General features: G+C 67.7%; 19 protein-coding genes, 1 tRNA gene, 1 other RNA gene and 1 pseudogene. 11 read left to right on the forward strand and 11 right to left on the reverse strand.

Annotated elements, in window-relative coordinates:
• Positions 1 to 209 precede the first annotated feature (209 nt).
• Positions 210 to 1439: a zinc metallochaperone AztD gene (aztD, locus tag ABD089_RS00245; RefSeq protein WP_343884137.1), complete on the forward strand. Its 1230-nt coding sequence runs from the start codon at positions 210 to 212 to the stop codon at positions 1437 to 1439.
• 148 nt (positions 1440 to 1587) lie between these two features.
• Here aztD and ABD089_RS00250 read toward each other — a convergent pair whose 3' ends face one another.
• From ABD089_RS00250 to ABD089_RS00270, 5 genes are read right to left on the reverse strand one after another with little or no spacing between them, the layout of a single operon-like run.
• The gene (locus tag ABD089_RS00250) at positions 1588 to 2409 is read right to left on the reverse strand and encodes an HAD family hydrolase (RefSeq protein WP_343884138.1); all 822 of its coding nucleotides are present in this window, start codon (positions 2407 to 2409) and stop codon (positions 1588 to 1590) included.
• A 15-nt stretch (positions 2410 to 2424) separates the two neighbouring features.
• Positions 2425 to 3024, reverse strand: coding sequence for a recombination mediator RecR (recR, locus tag ABD089_RS00255; RefSeq protein WP_343884140.1), 600 nt, complete (start codon positions 3022 to 3024; stop codon positions 2425 to 2427).
• A 1-nt stretch (position 3025) separates the two neighbouring features.
• Complete coding sequence (locus ABD089_RS00260; RefSeq protein WP_343884141.1) at positions 3026 to 3343, reverse strand: YbaB/EbfC family nucleoid-associated protein; 318 nt, start codon at positions 3341 to 3343, stop codon at positions 3026 to 3028.
• A gap of 53 nt (positions 3344 to 3396) precedes the next feature.
• Complete coding sequence (locus ABD089_RS00265; RefSeq protein WP_343884142.1) at positions 3397 to 4563, reverse strand: glycerate kinase; 1167 nt, start codon at positions 4561 to 4563, stop codon at positions 3397 to 3399.
• Position 4564: 1 nt separating this feature from the next.
• Positions 4565 to 7174 carry a DNA polymerase III subunit gamma and tau gene (locus tag ABD089_RS00270; protein ID WP_386769332.1) on the reverse strand — a complete coding sequence of 870 codons (2610 nt, stop codon included), beginning with the start codon at positions 7172 to 7174 and terminating at the stop codon, positions 4565 to 4567.
• 87 nt (positions 7175 to 7261) lie between these two features.
• Here ABD089_RS00270 and ABD089_RS00275 point away from each other — a divergent pair, with 87 nt between their 5' ends.
• Entirely contained in the window at positions 7262 to 7423 is a 162-nt protein-coding gene (locus ABD089_RS00275) for a hypothetical protein (RefSeq protein ID WP_343884143.1), read from the forward strand.
• Here ABD089_RS00275 and ffs read toward each other — a convergent pair.
• Positions 7420 to 7516, reverse strand: an RNA gene (ffs, locus tag ABD089_RS00280) — signal recognition particle sRNA small type. The two genes, ABD089_RS00275 and ffs, sit on opposite strands and share 4 nt — an antisense overlap.
• 439 nt (positions 7517 to 7955) lie before the next feature.
• Between ffs and ABD089_RS00285 the strand changes: the two genes are divergently transcribed.
• The 3 genes from ABD089_RS00285 (at position 7956) to ABD089_RS00295 (ending at position 8867) form a co-directional block, all read left to right on the forward strand.
• Entirely contained in the window at positions 7956 to 8318 is a 363-nt protein-coding gene (locus tag ABD089_RS00285; protein WP_343884144.1) for a PaaI family thioesterase, read from the forward strand.
• A 3-nt stretch (positions 8319 to 8321) separates the two neighbouring features.
• Complete coding sequence (locus tag ABD089_RS00290; protein ID WP_343884146.1) at positions 8322 to 8714, forward strand: PaaI family thioesterase; 393 nt, start codon at positions 8322 to 8324, stop codon at positions 8712 to 8714.
• 68 nt (positions 8715 to 8782) lie between these two features.
• Positions 8783 to 8867, forward strand: a tRNA-Ser gene (locus ABD089_RS00295).
• A 77-nt stretch (positions 8868 to 8944) separates the two neighbouring features.
• On the opposite strand, the gene ABD089_RS00300 is transcribed toward ABD089_RS00295, so the two are convergent.
• A complete protein-coding gene (locus ABD089_RS00300; RefSeq protein WP_343884147.1) occupies positions 8945 to 9349 on the reverse strand; it encodes a hypothetical protein in 405 nt (134 codons plus the stop codon).
• 185 nt (positions 9350 to 9534) lie between these two features.
• Between ABD089_RS00300 and ABD089_RS00305 the strand changes: the two are divergent.
• Positions 9535 to 10062: pseudogene (locus ABD089_RS00305) on the forward strand (IS3-like element ISPfr10 family transposase); the annotation flags it as partial.
• Here the strand turns inward: ABD089_RS00305 and ABD089_RS00310 are convergent.
• A complete protein-coding gene (locus ABD089_RS00310) occupies positions 10039 to 10299 on the reverse strand; it encodes a relaxase domain-containing protein (RefSeq protein WP_343884384.1) in 261 nt (86 codons plus the stop codon). The pseudogene ABD089_RS00305 and the gene ABD089_RS00310 overlap by 24 nt on opposite strands.
• 171 nt (positions 10300 to 10470) lie before the next feature.
• The gene (locus ABD089_RS00315) at positions 10471 to 11088 is read right to left on the reverse strand and encodes a MerR family transcriptional regulator (protein WP_425560011.1); all 618 of its coding nucleotides are present in this window, start codon (positions 11086 to 11088) and stop codon (positions 10471 to 10473) included.
• 136 nt (positions 11089 to 11224) lie between these two features.
• Between ABD089_RS00315 and ABD089_RS00320 the strand changes: the two genes are divergently transcribed.
• Together ABD089_RS00320 and ABD089_RS00325 are read left to right on the forward strand one after the other, a co-directional pair.
• Entirely contained in the window at positions 11225 to 12121 is an 897-nt protein-coding gene (locus ABD089_RS00320; protein ID WP_343884148.1) for an SDR family oxidoreductase, read from the forward strand.
• Entirely contained in the window at positions 12118 to 12555 is a 438-nt protein-coding gene (locus ABD089_RS00325; RefSeq protein WP_343884149.1) for an anthrone oxygenase family protein, read from the forward strand. Before ABD089_RS00320 ends, ABD089_RS00325 begins: the two co-directional genes overlap by 4 nt.
• 319 nt (positions 12556 to 12874) lie before the next feature.
• Here ABD089_RS00325 and ABD089_RS00330 read toward each other — a convergent pair whose 3' ends face one another.
• The gene (locus ABD089_RS00330; protein WP_343884150.1) at positions 12875 to 13915 is read right to left on the reverse strand and encodes a GNAT family N-acetyltransferase; all 1041 of its coding nucleotides are present in this window, start codon (positions 13913 to 13915) and stop codon (positions 12875 to 12877) included.
• A gap of 89 nt (positions 13916 to 14004) precedes the next feature.
• Between ABD089_RS00330 and ABD089_RS00335 the strand changes: the two genes are divergently transcribed.
• Together ABD089_RS00335 and ABD089_RS00340 are read left to right on the forward strand one after the other, a co-directional pair.
• Positions 14005 to 14556, forward strand: coding sequence for a DUF488 domain-containing protein (locus ABD089_RS00335; RefSeq protein ID WP_343884151.1), 552 nt, complete (start codon positions 14005 to 14007; stop codon positions 14554 to 14556).
• A gap of 8 nt (positions 14557 to 14564) precedes the next feature.
• The gene (locus tag ABD089_RS00340) at positions 14565 to 14957 is read left to right on the forward strand and encodes an MmcQ/YjbR family DNA-binding protein (RefSeq protein WP_343884152.1); all 393 of its coding nucleotides are present in this window, start codon (positions 14565 to 14567) and stop codon (positions 14955 to 14957) included.
• Positions 14958 to 14975: 18 nt separating this feature from the next.
• Here the strand turns inward: ABD089_RS00340 and ligD are convergent, their stop codons facing one another.
• Entirely contained in the window at positions 14976 to 15902 is a 927-nt protein-coding gene (gene ligD, locus ABD089_RS00345; RefSeq protein ID WP_343884153.1) for a non-homologous end-joining DNA ligase, read from the reverse strand.
• A 94-nt stretch (positions 15903 to 15996) separates the two neighbouring features.
• Here ligD and ABD089_RS00350 point away from each other — a divergent pair, with 94 nt between their 5' ends.
• The gene (locus tag ABD089_RS00350; protein ID WP_343884154.1) at positions 15997 to 16419 is read left to right on the forward strand and encodes an HTH domain-containing protein; all 423 of its coding nucleotides are present in this window, start codon (positions 15997 to 15999) and stop codon (positions 16417 to 16419) included.
• Positions 16420 to 16544: the final 125 nt, after the last annotated feature.

A 16544-nucleotide genomic window follows, 5' to 3' on the forward strand; every position in this document is an offset into this window, starting at 1 on the left:
CATAGCATGGCATACGGGGTATGTATACGCAACAGGCACTCGAGCGCACCCCATCCCCCACCCCCTGCAGATCGCCAACCGGGCGGATCCTCCTGAATGTTTGCCCGCGACGCTTCAGGCGGTTCAGGTTTCGATACTGGCGAGCGGCTCGCGATCGTCACCTTGGGTGGGGTTGACAATGGTTGGAGTTATTGCAAATGATTCTCACTATGAATAGATCCTTACGTCCCTTCACCCTGTTCGGCTTGCTGGCGCTGACCGCCTGCAGCCAAGCAGCCCTTCCCGCATCCACCTCGTCCACCGGTGCCTCCGCAGTGCCGTCCGCCCGTGAAACCTTCGAGGCCGCCGGGCCGACGCCACGCCTGGTGGTCACCCATGACGGGGGCGTCACGGTCGTCGACGCAACGAGCGGGAAAGTGGAGGGCGAGTTCGCGGCGGAGGGTTTCACCCGCCTGAACCAGGCCGGGGACGGGCGACATCTGTTGCTGACCGAGGGAGACCACTTCCGGGTGCTGGACTCGGGTGCCTGGTCTCGCGCGCACGGTGACCACAGCCACTCCTACAAGACCGCACCGCTGTTGACGGACGTCACGTTCGACGGGGAGCACCCGGGCCACGCGGTCTTCCACGGCGATCGCACGGCGCTGTTCTACGACGGCGAGGGACGCGTCGAATGGTTCGAACCAACCGCGCTGTCGCTGGAGAAGCCAAAGACCCAGCACATCCAACTGCCCGCAGCGCACCACGGCGTTGCGCTGTGGCGCGACGACGACACGTTCGTCCACACCGTCGGCACCGAGGACGCACGCAGCGGCGTCGCCATCCGCGACGCCGAGGGAAAGGAGCTCGCGAGCACCGAGGACTGCCCTGGCGTGCACGGCGAGGCATCCGTCAAGGCGGCAATCTCGGTGGGCTGCGAGGACGGGATCCTCATCATCAAGAAGAACGTGATCACCAAGGTGGAGTCGCCCGACGCCTATGGCCGGATTGGCAACCAGGCCGGTACCGAGGCATCGACGGTCGTGCTGGGTGACTACAAGGTCGACAAGGATGCCGAGCTGGAACGCCCCACCCGCATCTCGTTGACCGACACCGCGACCGGGAGGCTGCGCCTGGTGGACCTCGGCGCCTCCTACTCCTTCCGGTCCCTTGGCCGCGGACCGGCTGGGGAGGCGTTGGTTCTGGGGACGGACGGCAAGTTGCGCGTCATTGACCCCGCCAACGGCAAGGTCACCCGGCAGGTGACGGTGGTGAAGCCCTGGACCGAACCGCTGGAATGGCAACAACCGCGCCCGACCCTGTACGTCCAGGGTGACCAGGCGTGGGTGAGCGAACCGGCCTCGAAACAACTGCACCGCGTCGATCTGGCCACTGGCAAGGTCGACCAGACGATCACGCTGACCCAGAGGCCGAACGAGCTCAACGGCGTCGTCGGCTGAGACCATCCAATCCGGCCATAGGCGGCTCCACTCGGAGCGCGCGGGGACGGTCCCACCTCCTGGGGGCCGAGCCGCATGGGGGAAGGCCCGGTTCCTCGTTCACCCCGAGGAACCGGGTTCCGCCGCCTTCAGGCTGGGCGGAGACCCGTCACCAGGCGGATGGGTCACGCAGGAAGGCCATCACCTGTCGCGCCACACCGTCGTCCATGTTGGAGACGGCAATGCCCTTGGCCGCGTCCCGCACGGCGTCGCTCGAGCCATCCATCGCCCAGGAGTGACCGGCCCAGCGCAGCATCTCGATGTCATTGAGGCCGTCGCCGAACGCCGCCACCTCAGACTGCTGCACACCGAGGTGGCGGCACAGTTCGTCCAGACCGGTTGCCTTGGTGACTCCGGGCGCGACGACCTCGACGAAGTCCGCGCCCGACCAGGTGGCCTCCAAGCCGCCCGTGCCGACCTGCAGGACGATGCGCAACAAGTCGCGGGGGTGCACCCACGGGTGCCGCAGCACGAGCTTCAACGCCGGATCGGCGACCACCTCGATGAGCTTGGCGCGCCCCATCTGCTGGGGGTCGCGGCCATGGTCGCCCGGGGCGGTCATCGCGGCGTATCCGTCCTGCGCGATGAAGGTGTCACCCCGGTCGCGGACGGACGCGAAGCGGGTCTCGGGAAGTTCGGAGGCGACAGCGGCCGCAAGGTCGGCCATCGCGTCCGGCGGGAGCAGGTGCTCGAACAGAACCTCGCCGGTCTCGAGGTGGTACCCCAGGCCTCCGTTGCAGCCGATGGCCCAGTCAACCAATCCCGCCTGCTCGGCAATCTGGACCAGACCGAGCGGCTGGCGTGCGGTCACCGGGATGACGTGGATGCCGGATTCTCGGGCCGCGTCCAGCACGCTGCGCGTCCATGCACTCACGGTCTTGTCGTGGCGCAGCAGCGTGCCGTCGAGGTCGGTGGCCACCAACTTGATCATGGTCTGCTCTCTCGGTCAGCCCTGGACGTAGCGGCGGCCCTCGAAGGCACGCCCCAGGGTCACCTCGTCGGCGTACTCGAGGTCGCCTCCGACGGGCAGGCCGGACGCGAGCCGCGCGATGCGCAGGTCCATGTCCTTGAGCAGGCGGGACAGGTAGGTGGCTGTCGCCTCGCCCTCGGTGTTCGGGTCGGTCGCCAGGATGATTTCGGTCACCGTGCCGTCGGCCAGGCGAGTCAGGAGCTCCTTGATGTGCAGGTCGGCTGGCCCGCGCCCGTCGATCGGAGAGATGGAACCGCCGAGCACGTGGTAGAGCCCACGGAACTCCCGGGTGCGCTCGATGGCGGCCACGTCCTTGCTCTCCTCCACGACGCAGATGACCGCTTGGTCACGCCGTCCGTCGCGGCAGATGCGGCAGGTCTCCTCCTCGCTGACGTTGAAACAGATGGAGCAGAACTTCGCGCGCGCCTTGACGGTGCGCACGACGTCGGCGAAGCGGTTGACGTCCTCGGCTGGCTGGTCGAGCATCCAGAAGGCGATGCGCTGGGCACTCTTCGGCCCAACGCCGGGCAGGCGGCCCAACTCGTCGATCAGGTCCTGTACGGGGCCTTCATACATCTCAGAAACCCAGCGCGCCCATGTCGGGCACGTCGGGCATGATGTCGGCGGCGGCCGACTGCACCTGGCTGGCGGCGTCGCGCACGGCGGCCATCACCAGGTCGGCGAGACCATCGGCGTCTTCGGGGTCGATTGCGGCGGGCTGGATGACCAAGCCGGTCAGCTCGCCCTGGCCGCTCATGGTTGCCTCCACCAGGCCACCGCCGGAGGTGCCGGTGAAGCTGCTGTTGGCCAGCTCTTCCTGGGCTGACTGCAGCTGGGCCTGCATCTGCTGCGCCTGCGCCAGCAGGGCCGACATGTCCATACCCTCGGGGAACATCGCGTCCTTCTCTCGTCGGTCGGCCCCCTCAGCGGAACCGGTCAGCGGCAACTCTAGTTGGCGCCACCCACGGTTCCGGACGACTGCGGGCCCGCCTCCACGAACCAGCGCGCGATCTCCTGTCCACACCGGACGAGGTTGTCGTGCGCGCCCGCCAAGGCATCGGCCAGCGGCTGGCCGGGAGGGCTTGCCTGCCACAACCGGACGAAGGGCTCGGGGGCCAGTTCGTCGCTGCCGTCGCCCAGCAGGCCAGCGACGGCCACCACGGGGACCCCAGCAGCGTGCACCGCCTGCGCGACACCCCACGGCGTCTTGCCGTTGCGGGTCTGGGAGTCGATGCGTCCCTCACCGGTGATGACCAGGTCGGCGCCGACGACTCGCTCGGACAGACCTGCGTGGCGGGCCACCAGACCGACGCCGCTGGTCAGGGTCGCATCGGCGAAGGCAAGCAGGCCAGCACCGAGCCCACCGGCGGCACCAGCCCCCGGGACCTCCAAGACATCACGTCCGGTCTGCTCATGGACGACATTCGCGAAGCGGGCCAACGCGGCGTCCAGTGCGCAGACGGTGGCGGGGTCGGCGCCCTTCTGGGGTCCGAAGACCGCGGAGGCACCATTCGGGCCGCACAGTGGATTGGTCACGTCGCAGGCCACCTCCACCTGACACCAGGCCAGGCGCGGGTCGAGACCGGTGAGGTCGATGCTCGCGAGCTCGGCCAACGCGGCACCACCGGGCGGCAGGTCGTGGCTGTCCGAGTCGAGGAAGCGGACGCCCAGGGCGGAGGCGAAACCCGCCCCGGCGTCGTTGGTCGCCGAGCCGCCAATCCCCAGCAGCAGGTGGCGGGCACCGCGGTCGAGTGCGGCCCGGACGAGCTCGCCCGTTCCGTAGGTGGTGGTGATGCGGGCGTCGCGCAGTTCGGCCGGCACCAATGGCAACCCGCTGGCCGCGGCCATCTCGATCACGGCGGTCATGCGGTCGCCGAGCATCCCCCAGGTCGCCTCGACGGCTCCCCCCAGCGGACCGGTCACCGTGGTTGTGATGCGCTCGCCGCCGGTGGCGTCGACCAGCGCGTCCACCGTCCCCTCGCCGCCGTCGGCCATCGGCACGTCCACGAACTCGACGTCGTCGACCACGGTCCGGATTCCCTCGGCCAGCGCGTCACAGGCCTGTTGGGCGGTCAGCGACTCCTTGAAGGAGTCGGGTGCCAGCACGATGCGCATGTCATTCCTCCCCGATCACCTCTCCGCCGAGCTGGCGGGTGATGAGTTCCGCGGCGGACTGCCCCGATTCGTCGAGGTTGTCGTCGTCCCGGCTGACCAGCACCTCGACCTCGGGACGTTCCGACATCGGACCGGACGAGGTGGGACGGATCTCCTGCCGGGCCTGTTCCGTCCAGCGGTGAGTGTCCTCAGGGGACGGCTGGGAGACCGGCCCAGGCTCTGGGGCGGCCTGCGGAGCGACCGTGGGCGCCGCCTGCCGTCCACCGCCGGGCGTCTCACCGTGGCCGCTAAAGCCCTGATCATGGCCACCGGGTTGGCCGCCGGCCGAGGGGTCGACGACCGTCTCCACGCGCAGGTTCGCCCCCATCACCTCGACGAGGCAGTCACGCAACACGTCGTGGCTTCCCGAGCCCTGAAAGGAGTCCCGGGCACCGGGGTTGTTGAAGCCGAGGGTCAGCACTCCCCCATCGACACCGACGACCTGGGCGTTCTGGCTGAGCAGGATCCAGGCGAACCGGCGACGGGACTTCACCTCGTCCAGCACCTGCGGCCACAGCCGGCGGACGTCCGCCACCGTCGCGGTACCGGAGGGAGCGTGATGCTGGGGCGCGGGGCTGGCGGCGGCAGGTTGGGCCGACTGGGCCACCTGTGCGGGACGCTGGGACTGCGCCGGACGCTGCCCCTGCTGGGCTGCCGGACGCTGGGCTGCCGGACGCTGGGCTGCCGGCCGCCGCCCCGGCGGGACGGACGCCTGCTGTTGGGACGTGTGCTGCTGCGGCGTCTGCTGCTGGGCCGGACGCTGCTGCACCAGACGCTGCTGAGCGGTCTCAGCCTGGGGCGCGCTGGGGGCGGGGGCGGCGATGGTCGGCTGTTCTGCCTCGACAGCGGGCGCGCCAAGGTCCTCGGGACGCCACTGGCCAGCGCTCGGATCGACCGGAGCGGCAGCGCCACCGGGCATGTCGAGACGCCGCTCGATCCGGTCGAGGCGCGCGTGCACGCCGCGGTCGTCCACGTCGGCGCCGGGCAGCAACACCCGGGCGCACATCAGCTCCAGGTGCAACCGCGGGGCGGTGGTGCCGCGCATGTCGGTGAGACCCTGCGCGATCACCTCGGCCGCCCGGGTCAGCTCACCGGCCCCCATGCCGTTGGCCTGCGTCTCGAGGCGTTCGGCCTGGTCACCGGCGACGTCGATGAGTCCGGAGGTCACCGCGTCCGGTACCGCGGCGACGATCACCAGGTCACGCAGGCGGCGCAGCAGGTCTTCCGCGAAGCGCCGCGGGTCTTGGCCCACCTCCATCACCTTGTCGATGGTGGCGAAGACGCCAGCCGCGTCGCCGGCGGCGAAGGCGTCCATGATCTCGTCGAGCAGCGCGTCTGGGGTGTAGCCGAGCAGCGCGGAGGCCTGGCCGTAGGTGACGCCCTGCTCGGCCGCTCCACCCAGCAGCTGATCAAGCACCGACAGCGAGTCACGCACTGACCCGGCGCCAGCGCGGACCACCAGCGGCAGCACCGTGTGGTCGACGGCGACGCCTTCCCGGTCGCAGAGCTCGCCCAGGTAGTTCTGCAGCACCTTCGGCGGCACCAGCCGGAAGGGGTAGTGGTGGGTGCGGGAACGGATCGTCCCGATCACCTTCTCCGGCTCGGTGGTCGCGAAGATGAACTTCACGTGCGGCGGGGGCTCCTCGACGAGCTTCAGCAGCGCGTTGAAGCCCTGCGCCGTCACCATGTGCGCCTCGTCGATGATGTAGATCTTGTAGCGGCTGTGGACGGGGGCGAAGAAGGCCCGTTCCCGCAGGTCGCGGGCGTCGTCGACGCCGCCGTGGGAGGCCGCGTCGATCTCGATGACGTCGATCGAGCCGGACCCTCCGCGCGCCAGTTCCTGGCAACTCTGGCACTTGCCGCACGGCGTCGGGGTCGGACCCTCGACACAGTTCAGGCAGCGGGCGAGGATGCGCGCGCTGGTGGTCTTGCCGCAGCCACGCGGGCCGCTGAACAGATAGGCGTGGTTCACCTTGTTGTTCTGCAGGGCCCGCTGCAGGGGGTCGGTGACGTGCTCCTGCCCGATCACCTCGGCGAAGGTCTCGGGACGGTATCGCCGGTACAGCGCCAGCGGCGCACCTTCGGCGTCCCGCGAGGCCCCAGAAGCCCCAGAAGCCGGAGCAGCCGGAGCAGCCTCGGACGAGGCGGTTGCGGCGACAGCATCCGGGGCGGTTGCGACTGGCTCGTCCCCGATCTCGTCCGGATCATCGATGTCCACGTCGGGAACCTCGTCCCCCAGGGTTATTGCTTCGTCGTCCCCGGAACGGTCGGAGCCGTCGTCGCCATCACCGGCCTCGTCCGGGTCGTCCGATGGGTCGTCGAAGAGCGGGTCGTCGGGGTCGTCGTCCGAAAGTTCCGCCAGTTCGTCCTCGCTCAGACCAGCCTCATTGCGCGCCAGATCGGGGACGACGACGACCTCCTCGGGCTCCGGATCGGGCTCTGGCAGGTCAGCATCAGCGGCAAGTCCGCCAGCCGGCAGTGGAGACGGCGCGACGGGCTCCGGCTCATCCACCGCGAACAGACCGGGGCCGTCCTGCTGGAAGAAGTCGTCGCTCTTCCCCTCGTCGAGCAGGGGGTCGATGGTGTCGTCGCTCACCCGAGTGAGCCTAGACGAGCCCACCCACAGTTTCCGAGGCGCGGATGGCCGACAATCTGCACCATGGCCACCCCCGAGTTCGCCGACCAGCTGCATACCGAGAAGCCCGGCCTGCGCCCGGTACATGACGCGGTGGCGGCGCTGGAGGGAGCCGTCCGGGAGGTCTACGAGGAAAACGGCCGACGCAGCGGGAAGTCCCCAGGGGCACAGGCCCCGAAGACATGAAGGGGCCCCCGCGCACCCGACAGAGCTCACTTGCCCTTGCTGTCTCTCGACCCTGGGGGGATTGGGCGAGGTGCCGCCGCGCGGAGGCCTTGGGTGCACTCTACCGGGTCGTGCGGAAGCCCACGAATCGGGCGCTTCGCCGAGGTCGTCGCCAACAGCTGACCCGGACGGGTCCAGCGCGGCGCGGCCCTGCAGCGGAGCCTGTCGTGCCGGCAGATACAGATCATCGCCATCGGTGGCGCCGTCGGCACGCTACTCCACGTCCCGGATGCTCTACGGCCCGGATGCTCTACGGCCTGGCGCACCCAGAACGAAGCCCACGAAGGCTTCGGACGTCTGTCGAGCAAATCGGTGCCGGTGCACGGGCTGCTGGCGTCGGTGTCGCTGTGGTTCCAGGGGCTGGGTGTGGCGTGGAGGTTCGGCAAGGCTTGGATCGCGCACGACGCGGACGAGCGACCCCACGCGAACTCGGGATGTGAGCTTTCGTCCGATGGGTCTGGACCCGTCAGCGGGGTCTGACAGACTCGCGAGCATGGGATTCCTGGAGCACGTCGGCATCAGCACCGACGACGCGACGACCACCGCGCACACGGACCAGACCAGCGAGAACGCCTCCGGCGGAGTGCACGGCGGGTTGCTCGCGACGATGTTGGACTCGGCGATGGGTTCGGCCTGCCGCGCCGAACTCGACAATGAGGACGCGAAGGTCGTGACGGTGCAGTTGTCGGTCACCTACCTCAACGGCGCGGAGCCCGGGGACGACCTGCGGGCGGACGCGACGGTGAAGAAGGCGTCCAAGACCTTGTGTCTGGTCGACGGTGAGGTGCGACGGGTCTCGGACGAGTTGCTAGTCGCCCAGGGGCAGGCCACCTTCGCGGTGCTGCACGAGGACTGAACGATGGGTTTCAACGAGCACAACGGGATCACCGTCGGCGATGGTCCGACGGTGCACATGGTGGCGGACGAACGGGTGCGCAATGGGTCCGGTTCGATGCATGGCGGGATGTTCGTCGCGCTGCTGGACTCGGCGATGGGACGGGCGATCCGGCTGCGCGTGGGCGAGGGTCCGGTGATCCTGACGATGCAGCTGTCGAGCACCTTCCTGCACAAGGCTCATCTCGGGGACGAGCTGGTCGCGACCGGGGAGGTGGTCCGGCTGTCTCGGCGGACTGCGTTCGCGAATGGTGAGCTGGTCCGGGCCTCGGACGGTCAGGTGCTGGCCCAGGCGCAGGGGACGTTCGCCCTTCGGCACCTGGGAGGTGTCGGCGGGGGCGTGGACGGCTCTGCGTGAGCCGTGTTGGGAGCCGCCCGGACGCTTCGATTGGCGCCCTGAGAGGCGGTGACTATAAGCTGCCCCACGGAGGATTCGCCTAGAGGCCTATGGCGCTCGCTTGGAAAGCGGGTTGGGTTCACGCCCTCACGAGTTCGAATCTCGTATCCTCCGCGGCCCTGACCAAGGGAAACGCCCCTAGTTCGTATTGCGAACTCGGGGCGTTTTGCGTCCTAGTTTCACGTCTAGTCTCAGTTGTCGCGCTCCGAGCCTGCCCGACGGGGTGGTGCAGCCTCATTCGGGATGCCTGACGAGCGCCGTTTCGCGAGCCGGTCTTTGACAACCACGAAGAGCAAGGCACCACCTGCGAGCGTCATGCCCAGCGCAACGACGCCGGCCACACCCCCCAACATGACGTCGCGTGACAGCGCGTAGTCGACGGGGTAGATCATCCCGCTCGCCGGAAAGTACTGAGCTGCCACCTCGGTGCCCAGTGGTAGCTCCCGCTCCAAACCACCATGCACAGCAGGCACCCCGTCTGCAGTGAAGGATCCCACCGACGTGCAACCGAGTTTGTCGCAGGACAGCTGCTCGACTCGGAAGGTCCCGTGAATCCCTTCCGCCCTGCTGGCAGAAGACATCTCGGGGTAGTCCATGAGAGTCACCGCAGCCACGGCACAAACCACGACATAGATGCCGAGAGCAGTCGCTGCCCCGCGAATTCCCATGGGCTCCGCCACCGCCCGCCGTAGCCATTCCATGCACCGAGTATGGACCGACTGTCACCGGTCGATCCGATCCATCCCTCGTCGGGCTCTACAGCAGCCCGCCTACCTGATTGGCGACGGTCGCACCGAACCTCGTATGGGCGGTGGACTTCCAGTTCGACGCCGACGAGCGGGGCTGCCCGATCAAGATCTGCTCCATCGTCGACGAGCACACCCGCGAATGCATCGGCGGGCTCGTGGAGCGGTCGATCACCGCCGACCGGCTCACCGCCCACCTCGAAGAGCTCGTCGCCGTCCGCGGAGCACCGGGTGTGCCCCGCAGCGACAACGGGCCCGAGTTCATCAGCGACGCGATGGCCGACTGGGCGGGTACCCGCACCGGCCTCTTCTACATTCCGCCCGGCTCGCCCTGGCACAACGGATACGTCGAATCGTTCAACAGCCGCCTCCGCGACGAGTGCCTCAACATCAACAGCTTCTACTCACTGCTGCACGCTCAGGTCGTGATCGGCGACTGGAAGACCGAGTACAACCATCAACGTCGGCACTCATCGCTCGGCTACCTACCCCCGGCCGAGTACGCTCGGCAGTGCACCCATCAAATCGAAACCGACGACTCACAGAGCGACCGGACCGAATGAAGGGGGCGGCCCATTCGGATCCTGCCCATGCCCCATCAGCCGACGCAACTGCGCCTCACCCACCGAAGTACCAGCCTTGATCCCACCGGCGAGACCCGGGAGGCCGGTTCCGAGCCACACACCGGGAGGGGTTCCCGCTTCGAGGTAGTACCTTGTCAACGCTGCAACAGCGTCACGGTCGCCGTCGCCGATGACCACCGAGTTCAGCAGATACCGATACCCGTCACCGGCTGTCATCACTCTGATCGACACGGTCACATGCGTCAGGTACGCCTTCTTGCCAGCCTCGCCTTCCTACGAGCCGTGGCCCCGGCCCTGGCGGGACGAGCCATGCGTACAGAGTCAGAAGGGTAGGGGGGTCTGTCTCTCGCGATGGCAGGGCGGGCGATCCGTGTCGAGCGATGGGCGCTATGCGCGAGCTTGACGTGCGGGAGTATCACGCTTGGCGGTTTCGATCTTTTGGTTGAGCTGGTTGGCGTAGTGCTGCTGGGCAAGGAGCACGAGAGAGTCCAGGAGTGGACGCCGAAGCACGCTGCCCAGGACGACACCGCGGATCATCGTTTCGAGATTGTCGGCCTCAGCGACGGCCTGGACGTCTATGCGTCCAACCGTGTCGGCGGCGTCGGCATACTCGTCGAGGCGATCCAGAAGGAGGGTGAGGTCTTCTGCCTGCAGCTCAGCTATCGCATGAACTGCTGCGGCGTGCGCGGGCGACCCCTCCTGGCATCGCCAACCGCGTGCGGCGAGGAGCTCCGAGAGGAGCTGCGACGCAGCCTTCTCGCCTGGGGCGGCTCCAACGTCGCCAACGAGTGCGTCTTGCGTGATGCCCATCGCGTCAAGGACGGAGGACTCGACGCTGACCGCCCGCACGACTTCTCGAACCTTGTCTAGCGGCATCCCGGCGACCTTTACGAGCGCTCGGATCAGTCGGAGGCGTTCGAGATGGGCATCGTCGTATCTGGCCTGATTCACGCTCGTCCGTCGCCCCGGCTGCAACAGCCCCTCCCGCAAGTAGTACTTGATCATGGGCACGCTGAGCCCTGACCGCCGCGACAGCTCCGCCATCCGCATCTCCACGTCGCACCTCGTTCTCCTCCAGCTTGCGCGTTCAGATGGATAACACTACTATCCATAAATAGATAACCACACTATCCATGAGGGGATGAGGGTGGCACGCATAGCTGTCGTAGGAGCAACCGGCTACCTCGGTGGGTACGCCGTGACCCGCCTGCGGGCGGACGGCCACACGGTGCGCGCGGTCGTGCGGTCGCCGGATCGGGCATCGCTACCAGAGGGTGTTGAGACCGTGCGGGGTGACGTGACGGCTCCCGACACGTTGGTGGCCGCGTTCGCTGGCGCTGATGGCGTCGTGCTGACCCTCAACGGTGGGAGTGACCCTGAGCGGGTGCGACACGTCGAGGAAGACGGCGTTGCGAATGTTGCCGCCGCCGCTGAAACGGCTGGGGTGCGGCGCGTGGTGCTGATCTCTGGCATGTTCGCGCAGCCCGCCTATGCCGACTATCCCTGGGAACATTCCAAGGCCCGTGGCGAGCAGCTGTTGATGGCCAGCCCGGTGGCATCCACCGTGTTCCGTGTCGGGGTCATCAACGAAACGCTCGCGAAGTTCATCCGAGGCGGCCGCCCGGTCCTCATCGGCAAGCAACCGCACCCGATCCGCCCCGTGGCCGCTGACGACATCATGGCCGCTGCCTCCCGCGCGTTCGAGATGCCCGAAACAGCGAACAAGGTCTACGACGTGGCCGGAGAACAGACCATGACGCTGCGGGAGGCGACCGCCACATACGCGGGCGCGATCTCCGGCAAGCCAGTTGCACCGAGGGCGGTGCGGGTCATGCCACTCGGATTCATGCGCGCCATCAATCGCCTGTTCCTGAAGGGCGAAATGACCCGGCCCCTGGGCATCCTCGCCAGCATTGACCGCTACGGCGACGTGGCCGACACCACCGCGTGGTTCCAGGACTTCGGCATCCCTCCCACCCCGTTCACCAGGTGGATCGCTGGGCAGCATGACAACACCACCGAAAGGCCAACATCATGAACTGGCTGGAGACCGCCACCATCCTCGTCACCGGATTCGTCGGGCCAGCCGAGTTCGCCTCTGTCGCCCTCGTGCACCCCGTGATCCGCAAACTCGCCCCCGACGACCAACTCACCTTCGAGAAAGGGCTGCTCAAGACCTACGGACGCATCATGCCCATCGGCATGACAGCCGCCACCGTCCTCGCGATCATCCTCGCAATCGCCACCCCCTCGGCCTGGCTGATCGTCGCCGCCGTTGCCCTCGCGATCGCGCTTTTGGTCACCATCTTCGGCAACGTGCCCATTAACTTCCGCACCGGACGTATCAACCAGGACACCGCACCCAAAGGCTTCATCGCAATGCGCCGCCGCTGGGACGTCTTCCAAATCACCCGAGGATCCCTTCAGCTCCTCGGCTTCATCCTCGTCACCATCGGACTCGCCGCCGTCTAGCAACCCCGCTCGGAAACTGCTGAGGGTGCTCGACGGGCTGGGCAAGCACGGACAAGACAGTGTTCAAACGTGCGCCCACCGCCACCTCGTCCGCCCCGGATCGACCCGACAGTAGACCCTCATTTCGTGCTGGACCAGCAAGTACTGGGATGGCCCGGCACGGTGTGGGTTCAGGCGATGCAAGCCCCAAGGCGGTTGAGCGCAGATGGCACGACGCCAGCCGACCCCGCCATTGAATGAGCAGCCGCACTGCAAGAAGTGGACGCGCTCCTTCACAAGACGCGGGCCAACATCAGTGCTGTCGGTTCGTTCAGGAGACTCAGCGGACCTGACCCTCGAGGGCGGTCATCACGTCCACCTCCCGGAAGCCCAACTCCGCGTTCAGTGCCAGCATCGCTTCGTTCGCGAGCGAGGTGTAGGTCTGGACATACTTCGCGCCCGAGGCCTCCTCCACCTCGCTCAACAGTCGCAGATTGGCCAACTTCAATGTTCGGGCGATGCCCTTGCCGCGGTGGTCCCGGTCGACGAGCGTGTCGTCCTGGATCACCATCTCGGGCCAGTTCCGGTCCACGTGCAGCGTCGTGTAGCCCACCGGGGTGCCGTCGACGACCGCCAACGAGGTCAGCGTCAGGTAACCCTGGGCCATCAACCGCTGCTCGTTCTGGCGCAACCCGGCCAATTCCGTCACGGTGGTCGGGCGGCTCAAGTCGCCCAGGTCGACGTCCTCGTCCATCTGGATCACCAGCCTGGCCAGGTGCTGCACATACTCGGCGGGGCAGGCACCCGTCCAGCTCTTGATCGACACCCCGGGCGTCTCGCGCGTCAACTCGTCCAACTCGCCATCGGGCAGCGGCCAGTCCAGCAACTGGCGCACCTCACGGTTCCCGACGCCGAGACCGCACATCTTGGCGAAGGCCAGCCCGTCGTCCTCGTAGACCTCGGTCATCACCATCCCGATCGGGTGCGGCAGCGCACCCCGCACCGCCAGCGCCAGCGCACGTCCGACTCCCTTCCGACGGAACTCGGGCAGCACCGAGATCTCCACGTCCACGGACTCCCCCGGGTCGGCGATCGCCTCAGCGCCACCCACCGGCTTCCCGTCCACAACGGCCTGCAACAGCATCGAGATGCGTCCCGGCTTCGGCACCGAGAACTGCGCCACCGTCGCCGCCGGGCTGCGCCACCACGCCGCCTCACGCGTCGCGTTGTAGCCCTGCCGCATCAGCTCGTTCCACGCCACCAGCGCGTCCGCATCACTCTGGTCGACGTCCCGGATCTCGACGGCCTTGATCTGGGCTGGCTTGATCTGGGCCGGCTTGATCTGGGCCATCTTGCCGTCTACCTTGTCGCGCGCTGCCATGAAGTCGAGCCAACCATCCCGACGCCCGTCACTCCCAACGATTTCCCTCTCGGCCAACTCGGGCCGGTACGCCGCGAACACGAGGCACGATGGCTCCCAAGGACCAAACAGCGGACGACCAGACCACCGTGTGGACCATCGGCCACTCCACCCGGACCCTCGACGAGCTCGTCGCATTGCTCCGGGAGCACCAGATCACGCGCCTGGTCGACATCCGCAGCGTCCCCGGATCACGGCACAACCCCCAGTACGGGCAGGGCGCGCTCGCCGAATCCATGCCCCAGCACGACATCGAGTACGAACACGCGAAGGGCCTCGGCGGTCTGCGCCACACCACCAAGGACTCCCCCAACATGGGCTGGCGCAATGCCTCCTTCCGCGGCTACGCGGACTACATGCAGACCACCGACTTCGCGTCCGCCATCGACCAGCTCATCGCCGAAGCCGAGCAGCAACGCACCGTGATCATGTGCGCGGAGGCGGTGCCGTGGCGCTGCCACCGCTCGATGGTGGCCGACGCGCTGATCGTCCGCGGCGTGCACGTCGTCGACATCATGGGCCCGGGCAAGACCTCCGACGAGAAGCTGACCAGCTTCGCCCACGCCGAGGGCACCACCGTCACCTACCCACCTGAGGTTTGATGGGACGCATGGACGGACCAACCCTGCACCGCCGATCGGCCGACCGGGCTCTCGAACTACCCGGCACCGAACTCGAGCACCCCTTCGGGGACGACTGGGACGTATTCACGGTTCGAGGCAAGATCTTCTGCCTGCACACGAAACTCGACGGTGAACTGGTCGCCAACCTGAAGGCCGCGCCACTGGACGCCCAGGCCTTGCGCGAGAACTATCCCGACATCACGCCCGGCTACCACATGAACAAGCGGCACTGGATCACGCTGCACCCCAGCGGCTCCATCGACGAACAACTGCTCGACGACCTGGTGACCGAGAGCTACCTGCTCGTGGTGGAGAAGCTGCCGAAGAAGCTGCGACCAGTCGATCCAGCCACCTTCGGACGTCCCGACGAGACCGCCTGACCATCCCTTGACAAGGGCCTACTCAGGCCACACGTCGGCCGGGTCCACGTCCGGACGCCAACCCCGCCAGGACGGATGACGCAACCGACCGCTGTTGGTGCGGGACAGGAAGTTCACCTCACCGACCAGCTCCGGACGCACCCAGTGCACGCCCTTCGCCTCGGCGGTCGTCGCGTCCGGCACCGTGGGACCCTTCACCTCCAGCGGCACCAACATCTCCTTCGCCTCGGCGAGCATTGCCTGCGTGAAACCGGTGCCCACGCGTCCGACGCAGGTCAGTCCCTGCTTCGACTGCACCGCCATCACCAACGAACCGACCGTGCCGGCCCGCCGGTTCTCCCCCGGGGACCAGCCCACCACCACGACGCTCTGCGCATTGGCGTGCTTGAACTTCAGCCAGTCAGCCGACCGCGCCCCAGGCCGGTAGGTGCCATCGGGACGCTTGGCCAGCACGCCCTCCAGCCCCAATTGTCTGGATGCCTCCAGGGCGAAGTCACGCTCGTCGCCGAAGGTGGTCGGCACGTGGACGTGCGCGGAGCCATCACCGACCAGCCCGGTCAGGAAGTCGCGCCGCTCCAGATAGGGCAGGTCGACCAGCGAGGTGCCATCCAGCCACAGCAGGTCGAACAGCATCAGGTGCACGGGCACCTTCGTCCTTCCCCTTGTTTGCAGGCCCTCGAAGGACGAGCGCCCCTGCTCGTCCAGGACGACGACCTCACCATCCAGCACGGCCTCGCGTCCGCTGAGCAACTGTGCGAGTTCGCCGAGTTCTGGGTATTTGGGTGCCAGATCGATCCCGCCGCGGGACTCCAGCCGCAGGGACCCCTTGTCGACGCACGCGATGGCGCGGTACCCGTCCCACTTCACCTCGTAGTGCCAGCCGAGGGGCAGCGCGGACGCGGTGGCGACGGGCGTGGCAAGCATCGGACGCAGGGACGGGGTCATGGGACGAGTGTTGCGCATGCGGCGTCTCGGGGTGGGACGGAATCCGGGCGCGGGCAGCTGGTTTGGCCGCTGGCCTTTGGGGGAGAATCGACGGGTGGCAGCCAACCAGCGCGTACGCACCCGCACCCGTCCCGATCGCAGCGGACGCAAGCAACCGCGCCGCCCATCGACCGGCCAACTGGCCCGGCAGTACGCGCTCGTCGCGCTGCTGGTGGAGGCCAAGGGGAACCCTCGCCCGGTGGACGCACTGGCGCGCGATTTGATGGTCTCCGAACGGACCATCGAGAGGGACCTGGAACATTTGCGCGCTGCCCGGCTCCCGCTACGGGGGCGTGGTGGTGCGCGGGGTGGGGTCTGGCTCGATGTCACCCGGCACGCTGCTCCGCCAGAGCTCTCCCCCGCCCAGATCGCCGCGCTGTTGGTCAGCCTGGACCACCTGGGCGTCGAACTGCCGACACAGTTCCAGATGATCCGGGACGAGCTGTTGCGCCAGCTGACGGGCCCCAGGTTGTTCTAGGAGTTGGCCGGAGGGCCCCCTCGACAAGCTGGGGGAACGGTCCTTTCGCCAAAACGTGCGGCCCAGCCGGATCCGGTCCCGTGGCGGGACCGGATTGCTCTGACACGCACGTTGTGGCGGATTCT

Source organism: Luteococcus sanguinis, assembly GCF_039527675.1.
Classification (GTDB): Bacteria; Actinomycetota; Actinomycetes; order Propionibacteriales; family Propionibacteriaceae; genus Luteococcus; species Luteococcus sanguinis.